The organism is Herbidospora sakaeratensis (genome assembly GCF_001570525.1).
Lineage (GTDB): Bacteria > Actinomycetota > Actinomycetes > Streptosporangiales > Streptosporangiaceae > Herbidospora > Herbidospora sakaeratensis.
Window position 1 is genome coordinate 81,183 of record NZ_BBXC01000028.1, and the last position, 17,731, is coordinate 98,913.

4 protein-coding genes and 1 riboswitch are annotated in these 17,731 nt (G+C 76.4%); of the genes, 2 read left to right on the top strand and 2 right to left on the bottom strand.

Going from position 1 to position 17,731, the window contains the following annotated elements; translation table 11 throughout:
* Nucleotides 1–9: 9 nt before the first annotated feature.
* Nucleotides 10–13,560: a type I polyketide synthase gene (locus AW271_RS36385; RefSeq protein ID WP_062342612.1), complete on the bottom strand. Its 13,551-nt coding sequence runs from the start codon at nucleotides 13,558–13,560 to the stop codon at nucleotides 10–12.
* A 282-nt stretch (nucleotides 13,561–13,842) separates the two neighbouring features.
* Between AW271_RS36385 and AW271_RS36390 the strand changes: the two genes are divergently transcribed.
* A complete protein-coding gene (locus AW271_RS36390) occupies nucleotides 13,843–14,511 on the top strand; it encodes a 4'-phosphopantetheinyl transferase family protein (protein ID WP_062342614.1) in 669 nt (222 codons plus the stop codon).
* Here AW271_RS36390 and metE read toward each other — a convergent pair.
* Nucleotides 14,508–16,712 carry a 5-methyltetrahydropteroyltriglutamate--homocysteine S-methyltransferase gene (gene metE, locus AW271_RS36395; RefSeq protein ID WP_083977764.1) on the bottom strand — a complete coding sequence of 735 codons (2,205 nt, stop codon included), beginning with the start codon at nucleotides 16,710–16,712 and terminating at the stop codon, nucleotides 14,508–14,510. The genes AW271_RS36390 and metE overlap by 4 nt on opposite strands.
* Before the next feature lie 101 nt (nucleotides 16,713–16,813).
* A riboswitch (cobalamin riboswitch) is annotated at nucleotides 16,814–17,023 on the bottom strand.
* 33 nt (nucleotides 17,024–17,056) lie between these two features.
* Here metE and AW271_RS40405 point away from each other — a divergent pair.
* Nucleotides 17,057–17,731, top strand: a 675-nt coding sequence (locus AW271_RS40405) for a hypothetical protein (protein WP_062342616.1), incomplete at its 3' end; no start/stop codon positions are given.

The window sequence follows — 17,731 nt, forward strand, 5'->3', positions numbered from 1 at the left end:
CCATTCATGTCAGTGAATTCCGAGCTCTTTTCCGATGAAGTCGAAGACCTCTTCATCGGAGGAGGAATCGAGCTCCTCGGCGACCGTCCCGGTCCGGCTTCCGGCGGCGATCTCCTTCCAGCGGGCGACGACGGCCTCCAGCCGGGCCGTGATCCGGGCCGCTTCGCCGTCGTCGCCGGCGAGGGCGGACAGCATGGTTTCGATCTTGTCGAGCTCGGCGAGCACCGGCCGGGCCGGCGAGGTCCCGTCGGGAGCCAGCAGCGTGCGCAGGTGGCCGGCCACCGCGACGGGCGTGGTGTGGTCGAACAGGAGGGTGGCCGTCAGCCGCAGGCCGGTGGCCGCGCCGAGCCGGTCGCGCAGTTCGACGGCGGTGAGCGAGTCGGCGCCCAGGTCGCTGAAGGCGCGGTCGGCGGGGATGTCGTCGGACGACGGGTAACTCAGCACCCCGGCCGCCTCGGCCCGGACGAGTTCGACCAGGAGGGCGTCCTGTTCGGCCCGGGGCAGCGCGGCCAGTTTCCCGGCGAGCGCGCCGCCCGCCGGGTCGCCCGATGGGGCCGCCTCGCCCTCCAGGGCCCGCGCGACCTCGGGCAGGCCCTCGATCAGCGGGCTGGGGCGGCGCAGGGTGAAGGTCGGGGCGAAGGCGGCCCAGTCGACGTCGGCGACGGTGAGCAGGTCCTCGCCGCCGTCGAGCGCCTGGGCCAGGGCCCTGATCCCGAGGGCGGGGTCGAGCAGCCGCAGCCCGCGCCGGACCATCTGGGCCTTGCCCTCCTGGTCGCTCATGCCGTCGCCGTCCCAGGGACCCCAGGCGACGGAGGTCGCGGCCAGCCCCCGGGCCCGCCGGTTCTCGGCGAGGGCGTCGAGGAAGGCGTTCACGGCGGCGTAGCCGGGGTGCAGGCCGCTGCCCCAGATCGCCGAGACCGAGGAGAACAGCACGAAGGCGTCGAGGTCGCCGGTCAGTTCGTCGAGGTGGACGGTGCCCGCCGTCTTGACCGCCGCGAGGGCGGCCAGTTCGTCCACGGTGGTGTCCCGCAGGGCGGTGGCCTGCGCGGCCCCGGCGGCGTGCAGGACGGCGGTGAGCGGCGGCCCCTCGGCGGCGATCCGGCCGAGCAGCCCGGCGACGTCGGCACGGCGGGCGACGTCGGCGGCCACGACGTCCACGGAGGTCCCGGCGGCGGCCAGTTCGGCGGCGAGCGCGGCGGCTCCGCGCGCGGCGGGCCCCGACCGGCTCGTCAGGACGACGCGCGGCGCGCCGCGACCGGCCAGCCAGCGGGCGGCGTGCCCGCCGATCGCGCCGGTCCCGCCGGTGATCAGCACAGAGCCGCGCGGCGTCCAGGTCTGCTGAACTCGCGGCCGCCGGGCCCGGACGAGGCGGCGGCCGCGCAGGCCCGCGCCGCGCACCGCGACCTGGTCCTCGCCGCATCCGGCCAGCACCGCGCACAGGCGGTCGGCGGCGCGGTCGTCGAGGATCGGCGGCAGGTCGACCAGGCCGCCCCAGCGTTCGGGGTGCTCCAGCCCGGCGACCCGGCCGAGCCCCCAGACCTGCGCCTGCACCGGCCGGGGCGGCCGATCGCCCGCGTCGGCGGCCACGGCTCCGGCGGTGAGCACCCACAGCGGCGCGTCGATCCCGGCGGCGCCGAGGTCCTGGATCAGGGTCTGGGTGGCGGCCAGTCCGCGGGCCACGGCCGGGTGGCCGGGCGCGGGGGTCTCGTCGAGGGCCAGCAGCGAGACCACTCCGGCGAAGGTCCCCCGGCCGATCGTGTCCGGGGCGGCCTCGACGACCCGGGCGCCGTGGCCTTCGAGGATCTTCCGCACGTCCTGGGCGAGGTCGTGGCCGGGGCCCGCGACCAGCAGCCAGTCGCCGGAGAGCACGCCCGGGGCGGGGTCGGGCACGGGCGCCCACGTGACCCGGTAGCGCCACGCGTCGGTGGCCGGGCGGTCGCGTTCGCGGCGGCGCCAGTCGGCCAGCACCGGCAGCAGGTCGTCGAGCCGCCGGTCGTCGACGGCGAGCGCCTCCGACAGGGCCGGGCGGTCGCCCGACTCGACCGCGGCCCAGAGCCGCTCCTCGGCCCCGCCGTCGCCGGTGACCGGGCCGAGCCGGAGCTTGTGCGGGCCGAGCGCCCAGAAGCGCTGGTGCCGGAAGGCGTAGGTGGGCAGCTCCACCCGGTTCCCGGCGGGCAGCACCGCCGTCCAGTCGAGCGAGACCCCGCGCACGTGGACGCGGGCCAGCGCGGCGAGCACGGCGTCGGCGGCCGGGGTCCTGGGCTTCAGGAGGGGGACGAAGACGGCGTCGCCGCCGGGCGCGGCGGCCGGGCCGAGCGCCGAGAGGGTGCCGTCGGGGCCGATCTCGACGAAGACGGAGACGCCCTCGGCGGCCAGCGCGGCGACGGCGTCGGCGAACCGGACCGCCTCCCGCGCCTGGCCGGGCCAGTACTCGGGCCCCGGGTCGGTCAGGATCGTGCCGTCGAGGGCGGCGGCCCAGGTCACCGCCGGGCGGCGGTGCTCCAAGCGGGCCGCGACGTCCGCGAGTTCATTCAGGATCGGGTCCATGCGGGCCGAATGGAACGCGTGGCTGACCCGCAGGCGGCGCACCCGCCGGCCGCGCGCCCGCCAGTGCTCCACGATCTCGTCGACGTCGGCCTCGTCGCCCGAGACCACCACCGACGTGGGGCCGTTGACGGCCGCGACGGCCACACCGCCGTCGAGCTCGTCCTCACGCGCCTCGATGGCGGCCATCGCGCCGCCCTCCGGCAGCGCCTCCATCAGCCGGGCCCTCGCGGCGACCAGCCGGGCCGCGTCCGCCAAAGACAACACCCCCGCCGCGTGGGCGGCCGCGATCTCGCCGACCGAATGACCGGCCACCGCGTCGGGCTCGACCCCGGCGGCGGCCAGGAGGGCGACCAGGCCGATCTGGACGGCGAACAACCCGGTCTGCGCGTAGAGCGTCCGGTCGGCGCGGTCGTCGTCCCCGTCGCCGAGCACGACGTCGCGGATCGGCGTCCCGAGTTCGGTCTCCAGCAGGGCGCATGCCTCGTCGAAGGCGGCCGCGAAGACCGGTGAGGCGGCGTACAGGTCGCGGCCCATGCCGGCCTTCTGGGCGCCCTGGCCCGCGAACAGGAAGCCGACCTTGGGGCGGCCCGCCGGGACCGTGCCGCTCACCACCGAGGGCGGCGTCTCCCCGTCGGCGAACGCGGTCAGCGCGGCGAGGTCGGCGCCGAGCACGACGGCCCGGTGCTCGAACGACGAGCGGGACGCGGCCAGCGACCAGCCGAGGTCGGCGGGGTCGTGCCCGGCGGCGACCTCGGCCAGCCGCGCGGCCTGGGCCCGGAGCCCGTCGGGGGTGCGCGCCGACAGCGGCCACGCCGGGCTCGCGCCGGTGAGCACGGGCGGGCGGGCCGGGGTCTCGGGGGCCGCCGGGGCCTCTTCGACGATGGTGTGCGCGTTGGTGCCGCTGATGCCGAACGCCGAGACGCCGGCCCGGCGTGGCCGCCCGTTCGCCGGCCACTCGACCGGCTCGCGGAGCAGCCGCACGCCGCCGTCCGACCAGTCGACGTGCGGCGACGGCCGGTCGGCGTGCAGGCTGCGCGGGAGCGTGCCGTGCCGCAGGGCCAGCACCGTCTTCATCACCCCGGCCACCCCTGCGGCGGCCTGGGTGTGGCCGAGGTTCGACTTGACCGACCCGAGCCAGAGCGGCCGCCCATCGGGCCGTTCGCGCCCATAGGCGGCCATCAGCGCCTCGGCCTCGATCGGGTCGCCGAGCGGGGTGCCGGTGCCGTGCGCCTCGACGGCGTCGACGTCGGCCGGGGTCAGCCCGGCGTCGGCGAGCGCCGCCCGGATCACCCGCTGCTGCGAGGGCCCGTTGGGGGCGGTCAGCCCGTTGGACGCGCCGTCCTGGTTCACCGCGCTGCCCCGGATCACGGCCAGCACCGGGTGGCCGTTGCGGTGGGCGTCGGAGAGCCGTTCCAGCACGAGCACGCCCGCGCCCTCGGCCATGCCCATGCCGTCGGCGTCCGCGCCGAACGCCTTCGACCGGCCGTCGGGGGCCAGCCCGCGCTGCCGCGAGAACACGACGAGGTCCCACGGCGTGGCCATGATCGTGACGCCGCCCGCCAGCGCCAGCGCGCAGTCGCCCGCGCGCAGCGCGCGGGCGGCCAGGTGCAGGGCGACCAGCGACGAGGAGCAGGCGGTGTCCACCGTGATGGCGGGCCCCTCCAGTCCGAGCGTGTACGCCACCCTCCCGGAGATCACGCTCGTCGCGTTGCCGGCCATCAGGTGGCCTTCGAGGGCGTCCGCGCCCTCCGCGCCGGTCTGCTGCCCGACGGCGGCGTAGCCGGAGCCGTAGCCGCCGACGAACGTGCCGGTCCGCGAGCCGCGGAGCGACGCCGGGTCGATGCCCGCCCGCTCCAGCGCCTCCCACGAGATCTCCAGCAGCAGCCGCTGCTGCGGGTCCATGGCCAGCGCCTCACGCGGGCTGATGCCGAAGAACCCCGGGTCGAACAGCCCGGCCTCGTGGACGAAGCCGCCGGCCCGCGCGTACGTCGTGCCGCTGTGGCCGGGGTCGGCGTGGTGGAGCCGGTCGAGGTCCCAGCCGCGGTCGTCGGGGAAGCCGGAGATCGCGTCGCCGCCGGAGGCGAGCAGGTCCCACAGCTGGCCGGGGGTGCGCACGCCGCCGGGGAACCGGCAGCCCATGCCCACGATGGCGATCGGCTCGCCGTCGGAGGCGGCCGTCACGGGCGCGGCCTCGACGGGCGCGGCGCCCAGCAGTTCCGCCCGCAGGTGCTCCGCCAGAGCGGCGGCGGTCGGGTGGTCGAACAGCAACGCCGCCGACAGGCGCAGGCCGACGGCGGCGCTGAGCCGGTTGCGGAGCTCGACCGCCGTCAGCGAGTCGAACCCGAGGTCGCTGAAGGCGACACTCGGCCGGACCGCCTCGGGCGAGGGGTAGGCCAGCACGTCGGCGACGTGCGCCTGCACCAGCGCGACGAGCTGCTGCTCCTGCGCCGCCCGGGGCAGCGCGGCGAGCCGGGCGGCCAGCCCGTCTCCGGCCGTGGCCGCCACCGCCATGCGCTGGACCTCGGGCAGGTCGCGCAGGAACGGCGAGCGCCGCATCTCGTGCTCGCCCCCGGAGGAGGCGATCAGCTCCCAGTCGATGTCGATGACGGTGAGCACGCCGTCGGGGCCGCCGAGCGCGTCGGCGAGGGCCCGCACGGCGTGCCGGGGCTCCATCAGGACCTCCCACCGGTTGCGGCTGAGCCGCTGCCGGGTGGCCTCGCTGGCCGAGGCGACGCCCCCACCGGCCCACGGACCCCACGCCACCGAGAGCGCGGGCAGGCCGCGTGAGCGCCGGTTCTGGGCCAGCGCGTCGAGGTAGTGGTTGGCGGCGGCGTAGTTGCCCTGGCCGCCAGCGCCGAAGGTGGCGGCGGCCGAGGAGAACAACACGAACGCGTCGAGGTCGAGGCCGGCGGTCAGTTCGTCCAGGAGCGCGGCGCTGCCGGCCTTCGGGGTCAGGACCGACGACAGGCGGGCCGGGTCGAGGCGGTCGACGACGCCGTTGTCGACGACGCCCGCGGTGTGCATGACGCCGCTCAGCGCCGGGCCGGTCGCGGCGATCCGGGCGAGCAGCCCGGTCAGCGAGGCGCGGTCGGCGCCGTCACCGGCCACGATCTCGACGGCCGCGCCCCGGGCCGCGAGTCCGGCCGCCAGGGCGGCCACGCCGGGCGCGGCCGGGCCCGACCGGCTGAGCAGCACCAGGCGGGGCGTGCCCGCGTCGGCCAGCCAGCGGGCGACGTGCCCGCCGATCGCGCCGGTGCCGCCGGTGATCAGGACGCTGCCGCGGGTCGTCCACGGGGTGTCGCCGCCGCCGGTCCGGGGGGCGCGCACCAGCCGCCGCGCCAGCAGACCGGCGTCGCGGATGGCGACCTGGTCCTCGTCGACGCCGGCCAGGACGGCGGCGAGCCGCCCGGCCGCCGCCTCGTCGAGGTCGGCCGGGAGGTCGACGAGGCCGCCCCAGCGGTCGGGGTGTTCCAGGGCCGCGACCCGGCTCAGGCCCCAGGTCTGCGCCTGCGCCGGGCCCGTCAGCGGCTCGCCGGGCGTGGTCGCGACCGCCCCCGAGGTGGCCACCCACAACGGCGCGGCGGTCCCGGCGTCGCCGAGGGCCTGGACGAGGGTCAGCGTGCCGGCCAGCCCTGCGGGCACCGCCGGGCGGCCGGGCAACGGGCTCTCGTCGAGCGCCAGCAGGGAGAGCACGCCCGCCACCGGCCGGTCGGCGACGGCGGCGCGGATGCGGCCGGCCAGGGTGTCGCGGTCGAGGTCGCCGGTGAGGGCGACGACCTGCGCGCCGTGCTTCGTGAGGGCGCGGGCGACGGCGTCGGCCGGGTCGCCGCCGGTGACGAGCAGCCAGGTTCCGGTCAGCCGGGCGTCGGCCGGGACGGCGACGGGGGTCCAGGCGACCCGGTAACGCCAGTCGTCGGTGGCCGGGGCGTCCGGCCGCGCCGCCGGGGCGGCGCTCTTCAGCCAGTACTTCTGCCGCTGGAAGGCGTAGGTGGGCAGGTCGACGATCCGGCCGGCCGGCAGCACCCGGGCCCAGTCGACCGCCACGCCGCCGACGTGCACGCGGGCCAGCGACGACAGGAACCGGGCCGGGCCGCCGTCCTCGCGGTCGACCGTCCCGGTGACCAGCGGGGCGGCGCGGCCGCCCTCCTCGAACGTCTCGGCGATGGCCGTGGTCAGCACCGGATGCGGGGACACCTCGACGAACGTGCGGAACCCGGCCTCGGCCAGGGCCTCGGTGGCGTCCTGGAACCGCACCCGCTCGCGCACGTTCGCGTACCAGTACGCGGCGTCGAGCTGGGCACCGTCGGCCCGCGCGCCGGTCACCGAGGAGAACAGCGGCGCCCGGCCCGCCTTGGGCTCGATCGCGGCCAGGTCGCCGATCAGCCCGTCGCGCAGCGCCTCGACCCGCGTGGAGTGGGCCACGAAGTCGGTCTGCGGGATCCGCCACCGCAACACCCGCAGCGCCGACAGGCGGCGCTCGAACGCGTCGAGGGCGTCGAGGTCGCCGGAGACCACGGTGGCGGCGGGCCCGTTCACGGCGGCCACCGACAGGCGCGGCTCCCCGGCGAGCAGCTCCTCGACGGCGGCGACCGGCATGACGACCGAGAGCATCCCGGCGGGCGAGGCCAGCCCGGACAGGGCGCGGCTGCGGAGGGCGACCACCCTCGCCGCGTCGTCCAGCGACAGGATCCCGGCCACGCACGCGGCGGCGATCTCGCCCTGGCTGTGCCCGACGACGGCGTCGGGACGGACGCCGGCCGCCTCCCACGTCGCCGCCAGCGAGACCATCACCGCCCACAACACCGGCTGCACGACGTCGGCCCGCTCCAGGCCGGGCGCGCCGTCCCGGCCGAGCAGGACGTCTTCGAGGTCCCAGCCGACGTGCGGCGCGAGCGCCCGGCCGCACTCGGCCAGCCGGGCCGCGAACACCGGGGACGCCAGCATGTCGCGGCCCATCCCGGTCCACTGCGTCCCCTGGCCGGGGAACACGAACACGATCTTCCCGGTGGACGCCGGCGCACCGCCGGTCACCGCCGCCAGTCCCGTCACGAGTTCGTCGCGGCCGGTCCCGACGACGGCGGCGCGGTAGGGGAACCTCGCCCGCGACACCGCCAGCGACCAGGCGACGTCGGCCGGGTCGAGGTCCGGAACGGCCTCGGCGAAGGACGCCAGCCGCCGCGCCTGCCCGGCCAGCGCGGCCTCCGACCGCGCCGACAACAACCAGACCGGCGGCGCGGTGGGCAGCACCGGCTCGGTCACGGTGGGCACGGGCTCGGGCTCGTCGGCCGGGGCCTCCTGGAGGATGACGTGGGCGTTGGTCCCGCTGATCCCGAAGGCCGACACACCGGCCCGGCGGGGCCGCTCGCCCCGGGGCCACGGCCGCGCCTCGGTCAGCAGCCGGACGTCGCCCGCCGACCAGTCGATGTGCGGCGACCGCTCCTCCGCGTGCAGCGTGCGCGGCAGCAGCCCGTTCCGCAGCGCCAGCACGGTCTTGATGAGCCCGGCCACCCCGGCCGCCTGCTGCGCGTGGCCGATGTTCGACTTCACCGAGCCCAGCCACAACGGCCGGTCCCGGTCCTGCCCGTACGTCGCGAGCAGCGCCTGCGCCTCGATCGGGTCGCCCAGCGGGGTCCCGGTGCCGTGCGCCTCGACCGCGTCGACGTCGGCGGCGCGCACCCCGGCGCTCTCCAGGGCGGCCCGGATCACCCGCTGCTGCGAGGGGCCGTTGGGCGCGGTGAGGCCGTTGGACGCGCCGTCCTGGTTCATCGCGCTGCCGGTGACCAGCGCGAGCACCGGGTGGCCGTTCCTGCGGGCGTCCGACAGGCGTTCCACGACGAGCACGCCCGCGCCCTCGGCGACGCCCATGCCGTCGGCCCCGGCGGCGAACGCCTTGCAGCGGCCGTCGTCCGACAGGCCCAATTGGCGGCTGAAGTCGGTGAACATGAGCGGGCTGGCCGTCACGTAGGCGGCTCCGGCCAGCGCCAGCGCGCACTCGCCGGCGCGCAGCGCCTGGGCGGCCAGGTGCAGCGCGACCAGGCCGGAGGAGCAGGCGGAGTCGACCGTGAGCGCCGGCCCCTCCAGGCCGAGCGCGTAGGACACCCGGCCGGACAACACGCTGGTCGCGGTGCCCGTCACCAGGCCGCCGTCGAGCTCGCCGGCCGGCTGGCCGGCGCCGTAGTGGGAGAACGTGCCGCCGACGAACACGCCGGTCCGGCTGCCGCGCAGCGTCGACGGGTCGATGGCGGCCCGCTCCAGCGCCTCCCACGACGTCTCCAGCAACAACCGCTGCTGCGGGTCCATGGTCAGCGCCTCGCGCGGGCTGATGCCGAAGAAGCCGGGGTCGAACTCGTCGGCCGCGGGCAGGAACCCGCCGGCTTGGACGGGGGTGGCGTCGTCGCCGGTGGGCCAGCCCCGGTCGGCCGGGAACGCGCCGATGACGTCGGCCCCGGCTTCGAGCAGCGCCCACAGCGCCTCGGGGGTGTCGGCGCCGCCGGGGAAGCGGCAGCCGATGCCGACGATCGCGATCGGCTCGCCCGGGTCGGCCGTCCGGAGCGGGCCGGGCCCCTCGGCTCCGGTCGTCTCGCCGGTCAGCTCGGCCCGGAGGAAACGCGCGGCGGCCAGCGGCGTGGGGTGGTCGAACACGAGCGTGGCGGGCAGCCGCAGGCCGGTGGCCGCGGCGAGCCGGTCACGCAGTTCGACGGCCGTGAGGGAGTCGAAGCCGAGGTCGCTGAAGGCCCAGTCGTCCTGGACGTCGTCGGGCGACAGGTGGCCGAGGACCCCGGCGATCCGGGCCCGGACCAGGTCGACCAGCAGGCGGATCTGCTCCGCCTCGGGCAGGCCGGTCAGCCGCCGGCCCAGAGCCGTCCCGGGCGCCGTCCCGCCGGGGGCCGGGGTGCCGTCGATCGGGGTCAGGCCCGCGATCAGCGGGCTGGGCCGCCGCAGGGTGAAGGCCGCCGCGAACCGGGGCCAGTCGACGTCGGCGACGGTCACCGGCGTGTCCCCGTCGCCGAGCGCCTGCTCCAGCGCGCGCATTCCCTTCGACGGGTCCATCGGCCGCAACCCGCGCCGCCGCAGCGCCGCGCCGTCGGCCGTGCCCTCCCAGGGGCCCCAGGCGATCGACGTGGCGGGCAGGCCACGGGCCCGCCGGGTCTCGGCGAGCGCGTCGAGGCGGGCGCCGGTGGCCGCCGACGCGGACCGCTCGGCCCCGCCCCAGGTCGCGGAGACCGAGGAGAACAGGACGAAGGCGTCCAGGTCGTGGGTCAGTTCGTCGAGCCAGGTCGCGGCGGCCGCGCCGTCGTCGTCCGCGGCGTGGAAGACGGCGGTCAGCGCCGGGCCGACGCGGTCGAGCAGGGCCTCGGCCTGGTCACGGCGGTCGAGGTCGGCGGCGAAGACGCTCACCGCGACCCCTGCCTGGGCCAGGCGCGCCACGGTGGCCGGGCCGGGTCCGGAACGACCGGCCAGGACGACGTGATCGGCCCCGCGCCCGGCCAGCCAGTGGGCCGTCGTCGCGCCGATCGCACCGGCGTCACCGCTGATCAGGACGGTGCCCCGGGCGGGCCCTGGGCCGGTCCGGCCAGGGGTGAGGGGGGCCCGCGTCAGGCGGCGGCCGAGGAGGCCGCCGCCGCGGATCGCGACCTGGTCCTCGCCGCATCCGGCCAGCACGGCGGCCAGCCGCCCGGCCGCCGGTTCGTCCAGGACGGCGGGCAGGTCGACGAGCCCGCCCCAGCGTTCGGGGTGCTCGATCGCGACGACACGCCCCAGCCCCCAGACGCTCGCCTGCCCGGCATCGGCGGGCGTCTCGCCGGGCCCGGCCGCCATCGCCTCCCGGGTCAGCGCCCAGATCGGGGCGCGCACGCCGCTCTCGTCCAGCTTCCGCACCAGATCCGCCGTCGCGCGGGCCGGATCGTCGCCGAACGCCAGCAGCGAGACGACTCCGGCCACGGGCGCGTCCGCGAACCCGTCGGTGACCACGACGGGTTCGGCGCCCCGGGCCGCCAGGACCGAGGCGACCTCGGCGCCCAGGCCGCCGGGGTCGCCGACGACGAGCCAGGTGCCCGAGAGCCGGGCCGGCGCGGGGTCGGAGACGGGCTCCCAGGTGATCCGGTATCGCCACTCGGCGGTCTCCGCCTCGGCGTGTTCGCGCTGCCGCCACGACCACAGGTCGGGCAGCACCTCGGCGAACGACCGGCTGCCGTCGAGGGCCAGCGTGGCCAGGTCGCCGGTCTCGACGGCCGCCCAGAACCGGCGTTCGGCCTCGGAGATCGCGCCGTCGGCGGTCCCCTGCCGGGCGGGCGACGCCCAGAACGACCGGCGCGCGAAGGCATAGGTGGGCAGGGCCGTCCTGCGCCCGGCCGGGAGCACGGCGGCCCAGTCGACCGGCACGCCGTGGACGTGCGCCCGCGCCACGGCGGTCAGCACCGATTCCGGTACGTCCGTGCCCGGCCGCAGCACCGGCACGAACTCGGCCGGCTCGGCCAGGGCGGCCGCGCCCATCGTGGAGAGGGTGGCGTCGGGCCCGATCTCGACGAACACCGTGACACCCCGGGCGGCCAGCGTCGCCACGACGTCGGCGAACCGCACCGGGCGGCGGGCCTGCTCGGTCCAGTAGCCGGGCCCGGGGTCGGTGACGAGCTCCCCGGTCAGCGCCCCGGCCCAGGTGACGGCCGGCGGCTCGTGCCGCAGCGCGGCGGCCGCCTCGGCCAGCCCGTCGAGCGCGGGATCCATCCGGGCCGAGTGGAAGGCGTGGCTGACCCGCAGACGGCGCACCCGGCGCCCCCGCTCGCGCCAGGTCTCGGCGAGCCGGACGACCGCGTCCTCGTCGCCAGAGATCACCACGGACGACGGCCCGTTCACGGCGGCCAGTTCGACGCCCTCGACGCCGTCGAGCGCCGCCGTCATCTCGGCCTCGGCAGCCTCGACGGCGGCCATCGCGCCGCCTTCGGGCAGCGCCTGCATCGACCGGGCCCGCGCGGCGACCAGCACGCAGGCGTCGGCCAGGCTCAGCACCCCGGCGGCGTGCGCGGCCGCGATCTCGCCGACCGAGTGCCCGGCCACCGCGTCCGGCACGATCCCGGCGGCGGCCAGCATCGCCACCAGGCCGGTCTCCACGGCGAACAGTCCGGCCTGCGCGAACACGGTCTGGTCGGCGCGCGGGTCGTCGGCACCGTCCGGGGCGAGCACGACGTCGCGGACGGGCAGCCCGAGCTCGCCCTCCAGCAGCGCGCAGGCCCGGTCGAAGGCGGCGGCGAAGACCGGCGAGGCGGCGTACAGGTCGCGGCCCATGCCCGCCTTCTGGGCGCCCTGCCCGGCGAACAGGAACCCCACGCGGCGGGTCCCGCCCGGCGGCACCACCCCGGTCACGACGCCGGCGGCCGGCTCACCGGCCGCCAAGGCCGCCAGCCCTGATGTCAGCGCCCCGGCGTCGCCGCCGAGGACGACCGCGCGGTGCTCGAACGTCGACCGGGTGGTGGCGAGCGACCACGCGACGTCTGCCGGGTCCGCGCCAGTGAGGGCGGCGGCGGCCAGCTTCCCGGCCTGGGCCGACAACCCGGCGGCCGAGCGCCCGGACACCAGCCAGGCGGCGGGCGCCCCGGTCAGCACCGGCGGCGTGACCTCCGGTTCCACCTCGGGCTCCTGGGGGCTCGCCTCCTCCAGGATCACGTGGGCGTTGGTGCCGCTCATGCCGAACGACGACACCCCGGCCCGGCGCGGCCGGTCGCCGGCGGGCCAGCCGACCGCCTCGGTCAGCAGCCGCACCCCGCCCGACCAGTCGGCCAGCGGCGAGGGTTCCTCGACGTGCAGCGTGCGGGGCAGCATCTCGTGCCGCAGCGCCTGGACCATCTTGATGACCCCGGCCATCCCGGCGGCGGCCTGGGTGTGGCCGATGTTCGACTTCACCGACCCCGTCCAGAGCGGCCGGTCCCGGTCCTGCCCGTACGTCGCCAGCAGCGCCTGCGCCTCGATCGGGTCGCCCAGTTCGGTGCCGGTGCCGTGGGCCTCGACCGCGTCGACGTCATGGGGCGTCAGCCCGGCCGAGGCCAGCGCCGCCTGGATGACCCGCTGCTGCGAGGGCCCGTTGGGGGCGGTCAGCCCGTTGGACGCGCCGTCCTGGTTGACGGCGCTGCCGGTGATGACGGCGAGCACGTCGCGGCCGTTGCGGCGGGCGTCGGAGAGCCGTTCCAGCACGAGCACGCCCGCGCCCTCGGCCAGCCCCATGCCGTCGGCGTGCGCGGAGAACGCCTTGCACCGCCCGTCGGGGGCCAGCCCCAGCTGGCGGCTGCCCCAGACGAACCACGTCGGGCTGGCGAGCACGGTCACGGCCCCGGCCAGCGCCAGCCCGCACTCGCCCGCGCGCAGCGCCCGCACGGCGAGGTGCAGGGCGACGAGCGACGACGAGCAGGCCGTGTCGACGGAGACGGCGGGCCCTTCGAGCCCGAGGCTGAAGGCGATGCGGCCCGAGATGACGCTGTTGGCGGTGCCGGTGAGGAGGTGGCCTTCGAGCCCGGCGTCGGCGTCCTGGAGGGCGCTGCCGTATCCGGAGAAGCTGGCCCCGGCGAACACGCCGGTCGAGGAGCCGCGCAGGGAGCCGGGCTCGATGGCGGCCCGCTCCAGCGCCTCCCAGGAGGTCTCCAGCAGCAGCCGCTGCTGCGGGTCCATGGCCAGCGCCTCACGGGGGCTGATGCCGAAGAACCCGGGGTCGAAGTCGCCCGCGTCGTGCACGAACCCGCCCGACCGCACGTGCGAGGTGCCCGGATGGGCCGGGTCGGGGTGGTACATGCCGTCGAGGTCCCAGCCGCGCGCGCCCGGGAGCCCGGAGACGGCGTCCGAACCCGCCGTCAGCAGGTCCCAGAAGCCTTCGGGGTCGCGCACGCCGCCGGGGAACCGGCAGCCCATGCCGACGATCGCGACCGGTTCCCGGCTCTGCTCCTCCACGTCGCGCAACTGGCGGCGCGTCTGCTGGAGATTGGCGGTGACGAGCCTCAGATAATCGCGGAGCTTTTCCTCGTTAGACATTCAGCAGCCATTTCCTGATCGCTCGACATGAGCTTTCCCATGACCCCGCCGGGAGCGGTCGGCGCGACAAGACGCCACTGAACAGAAATCGACAGAGAGTTCTCACCGAATTGGCGAGACGACAGTGATTCGGAATCGCGATCGGCAGGATGCTAACCGCGCCGCGAGAAGGCCCGCAACCAGCGCCGACGCCTTTGTTCAACTGCGGAACGGCCGCTTTTCCCGGGTCGCCGGGCGACGTCGGTTACGCTCGCCACCGGCCTTCCCGCGAAGGAGACCGCCATGATCGAACCGATCCTGCCCGCCTACGTCGTGGCCGCCGACACCCGCGCCGACCTCCTCGACGGTCCCCTGTTCCCCGAGGAGGAGGCGGTCGTCTCCCGGGCGGTCGGCAGACGTCGCAGGGAGTTCACGACCGCCCGCGTGTGCGCCCGCGACGCCCTGCGCCGCCTGGGCAGACCGGCCGCGCCGATCCTCCCGGGCCCGGCCGGCGAGCCGCTCTGGCCGGACGGGGTCACCGGGAGCATCACCCACTGCGCCGGCTACCGGGGAGCCGTCGTCGGCTCGCTGGCCGACGCCGCCGCGATCGGCGTGGACGCCGAACCGAACGAGCCGCTGCCCGACGGCGTGCTGGCCGCCGTCGGGCTGCCGCCGGAACGCGGGCACGTCGGCGGCCTGCTCCGCGCGTATCCCTCGATCCGGTGGGACCGGCTGCTGTTCAGCGCCAAGGAATCGGTCTACAAGGCGTGGTTCCCATTGGTGAACATCAGGCCAAGTTTCGAGGACGCGCAGATCGACGTCGACCCGCTCGGCGAATTCACGGCGCGATTAATGGCCGAAAGGCCATTGGTCGGCGGCCACCCGCTCGACGTATTGTCGGGACGCTGGCTGGTGGCCGACGGAATCATTCTGACGGCCGTCGTCGTGCCCGCCGCCGGAAAGGCGTATTAGCCTCTTTCCGCGACGGCGGCGGCGACCATGTTGGCCAGGGCCGCCAGCGTCTCCGGGTAGGCGCGGGTCTTCAGGCCGCAGTCGGGGTTGACCCACAACCGGTCGGCCGGAACCGCCCGGAGGGCGGTGCGGAGGTTCTCGGCCATCTCCTCGGTCGTCGGCACGCGGGGCGAGTGGATGTCGTACACGCCGGGACCGATGCCGTTGGCGTAGCCGGCGGCCCGCAGGTAGGGCAGCAGTTCCATGTGGGACCGGGCGGCCTCGACGCTGGTCACGTCGGCGTCGAGGTCGGCGATCGGGCTGAGGATCTCGCCGAACTCCGAGTAGCACATGTGGGTGTGGATCTGGGTGGCGTCGGCCGCGCCGGAGGTGGCCAGCCGGAACGCGCCGACCGCCCACGCCAGGTAGTCCTCCTGGTCGGCCGCGCGGAGCGGCAGCAGTTCCCGCAGGGCCGGTTCGTCGACCTGGACGATCGCGATCCCGGCCGCCTCCAGGTCGGCGATCTCGTCGCGGAGGACGAGGGCGACCTGCCGGGCGGTCTCGGCGAGCGGCTGGTCGTCGCGGACGAACGACCAGGCCAGCATCGTGACCGGCCCGGTGAGCATGCCCTTGACCGGCTTCGGCGTGAGCGACTGGGCGTAGGCCGCCCACGCGACGGTCATCGGGCGGGGGCGGGCGAGGTCCCCGTACAGGATCGGGGGACGTACGCACCGCGTGCCGTAGGACTGTACCCAGCCCGCTTCGGTGGCGGCGTAGCCGTCGAGCTGCTCGGCGAAGTACTGGACCATGTCGTTGCGCTCGGGTTCGCCGTGCACGAGCACGTCCAGCCCCAGGTCCTCCTGCAGCCCGATCACGCGGGCGATCTCGGCGCGCATGGCCGCGACGTAGGCGGCCTCGTCAAGGCGCCCGGCCCGCAGGTCGGCGCGGGCGGCCCGGATCTCGGCCGTCTGCGGGAACGAGCCGATGGTCGTGGTGGCCAGCGGGGGCAACCCGAGCCTGGCCCGCTGGGCGGCGAAGCGCACCTCCCGGTGGGACCGGCGGGCGTCGAACCGCACCGGCTCACGCGGTCCCGCCGCCGGGCGGACCGGCAGATCCGCGGCGTCCAGCCCGGTGGCCAAGGCGACGAGCTCGGCGACCTTCTGCCGGGCGAACGCGAGCCGCCCCCGCACCGCCGGGTCGAGCGCCGTCTCCGTGCCGAGGTCGACGGGCACGTGCAGCAACGAGCACGACGTGCTCAGCTCGACCGTGTCGGCGAGGCCGAGCAGGCCCTCGTACGCCGCCCTGACCCGCGCCGGATCGGCCCGCCAGACGTTGCGCCCGTCGACGACCCCGGCCACCACCGTCTTGCGCGGCAGCCCGCCGACGGAGGCCAGCGCCGCCGCGTTGCCGGGCCCGGCGACGACGTCGAGGGCGACCCCCTCCACGTCGGTGCCCGCGATCTCCCGCAGCGCCTCCGGCGCGACCGCGCCGAAGTAGGTGGCGAGCAGGATCTTCGGCCGGCTGCCCAGCCCGCCGAGCCGCCGGTAGGCCCGGCCGAGCGCCTCGACCTCGTGGACGGCCAGGTCACGGGCCAGCACCGGCTCGTCGAGCTGCACCCACCGGGCGCCCGCCCCCGCGAGCCGTTCGAGCAGCTCGGCGTAGACCTCGACGAGCGAGTCGAGCAGGTCGAGCGGGGCGAACCCGCCGGGCGAGCCGGGCGCGGCCTTGGCCAGCAGCAGGTAGGTGAGCGGCCCGACGAGCACCGGCCGCGTCTCGACGCCGAGACGGCGCGCTTCGAGGTATTCGGCGACCGGCTTGGCGGCCGAACCGTCGGCCAGCCGGAAGCGGGTGTCCCGGGTGATCTCCGGGACGATGAAGTGATAGTTCGTGTCGAACCACTTCGTCATCTCCAGCGGCGGCAGCTCCGCCGTGCCGCGCGCCATCGCGAAGTACCGGTCGAGCCCCGTCAGAGCCCGGTATCGCGCCGGCACGGCGTCGATCATGACGGTGGTGTCGAGCACCTGGTCGTACAGGGAGAAGGTGTTCGACGGGATGGTGTCGAGCCCCGCGTCGCGCAGCTCGGTCCAGACCGCGCGGCGCAGGTGCGCCGCGGTCGTCTCCAGTTCGGCGGCGTCGATCGCGCCGGACCAGTAGTGCTCGGTGGCGAACTTGAGTTCGCGGTGCGCGCCGATGCGCGGGTAACCCAGAATCGTCGTCTTCACGGCTGTTTCCCTCGTGTCGCCGAAAATGCGGCCGGGCAGGAGGAGGACAGCGCTCGACGGCGCAGGCCCTCCCACGAGGCCGCGTACCACCACGCGCCGGGGTCGGCGCGCGGGCGGAGGCAGGTCTTCGGACTCGTGGGCGCTGGTGCTCGTTCCTACTGGCCGTCGCTTCCCGGGCCCGGAGGGCTCAGTGCTGATGACGGCGGTCGTTCCCACATACCGCTGCGGGGCAGTCCCGGATTCGCACCGGGTTCCCTCTTACGACGCCCGTCTCTGGCGGAGGCGGGCGAACCATCCACGCCGCGAGACTATCGCGGGAGACCTGGGCGGTGAAAACCTGGAGCATGCCCTCCAAGACGGCCCGACCGGCCCGCGCCCTCCCCGCCCCGGAGACCCCCCGCCCCGCCCGGGTGCGCTACGCGATCGGGCTGGTGGCCGCCGTCGCGGTGGCGGGCTCGCTGGGCTACCTGTTCGGCGCCCCCGACCCCGCCGAGACCTCGGCCGCCGAGATGCGGGCGGCCGAGATGAGGCGCGACGTGGACCAGGTCACCGAGCTGACGTCCACCGCCCGCACCACGGTCGGCGAGATCACCTCGGTCATGGTGGGCCTGGGCGAGGCGTTGCCGCCCGGCGGCGCGCTCGCCGCCCGCACCCCCACCGACGCGGAGGTCGGCGACTGGCAGCGGGTGATGAAGCAGGCGGTCGAGCGTCACGCCGCCACGCCGTCGGGGACGACCGCGACCAACGTGGCGCGCGGCGCTTTCCGCACCGCCGTCGACGGCATGGCGATCGCGGTCGACACCTACGCGTACTGCCGGCGGGTGACCACCGACGTGCGCGCGGGTTGCCTGGACGTCGCCCGCCGTCAGCGGACGGCCGGGGTGATGGCCTGGTCGGTCGCGGCCACCCAGCTCGACGCGATCAACGTCGACGCCGGCAACGGTCATCAGCACGTCTATCTGACGAGCACGCCGGGCGAGGGGGCCATGACGGCCGACGGCGTGCCCGAGGGGGCGAAC

What these genes read in the sequence shown, in the direction of transcription:
- AW271_RS36385 (WP_062342612.1), bottom strand. Translation starts at nt 13,560, where the DNA reads ATGTCTAACGAGGAAAAGCTCCGCGATTATCTGAGGCTCGTCACCGCC.
- AW271_RS36390 (WP_062342614.1), top strand. Translation starts at nt 13,843, where the DNA reads ATGATCGAACCGATCCTGCCCGCCTACGTCGTGGCCGCCGACACCCGC.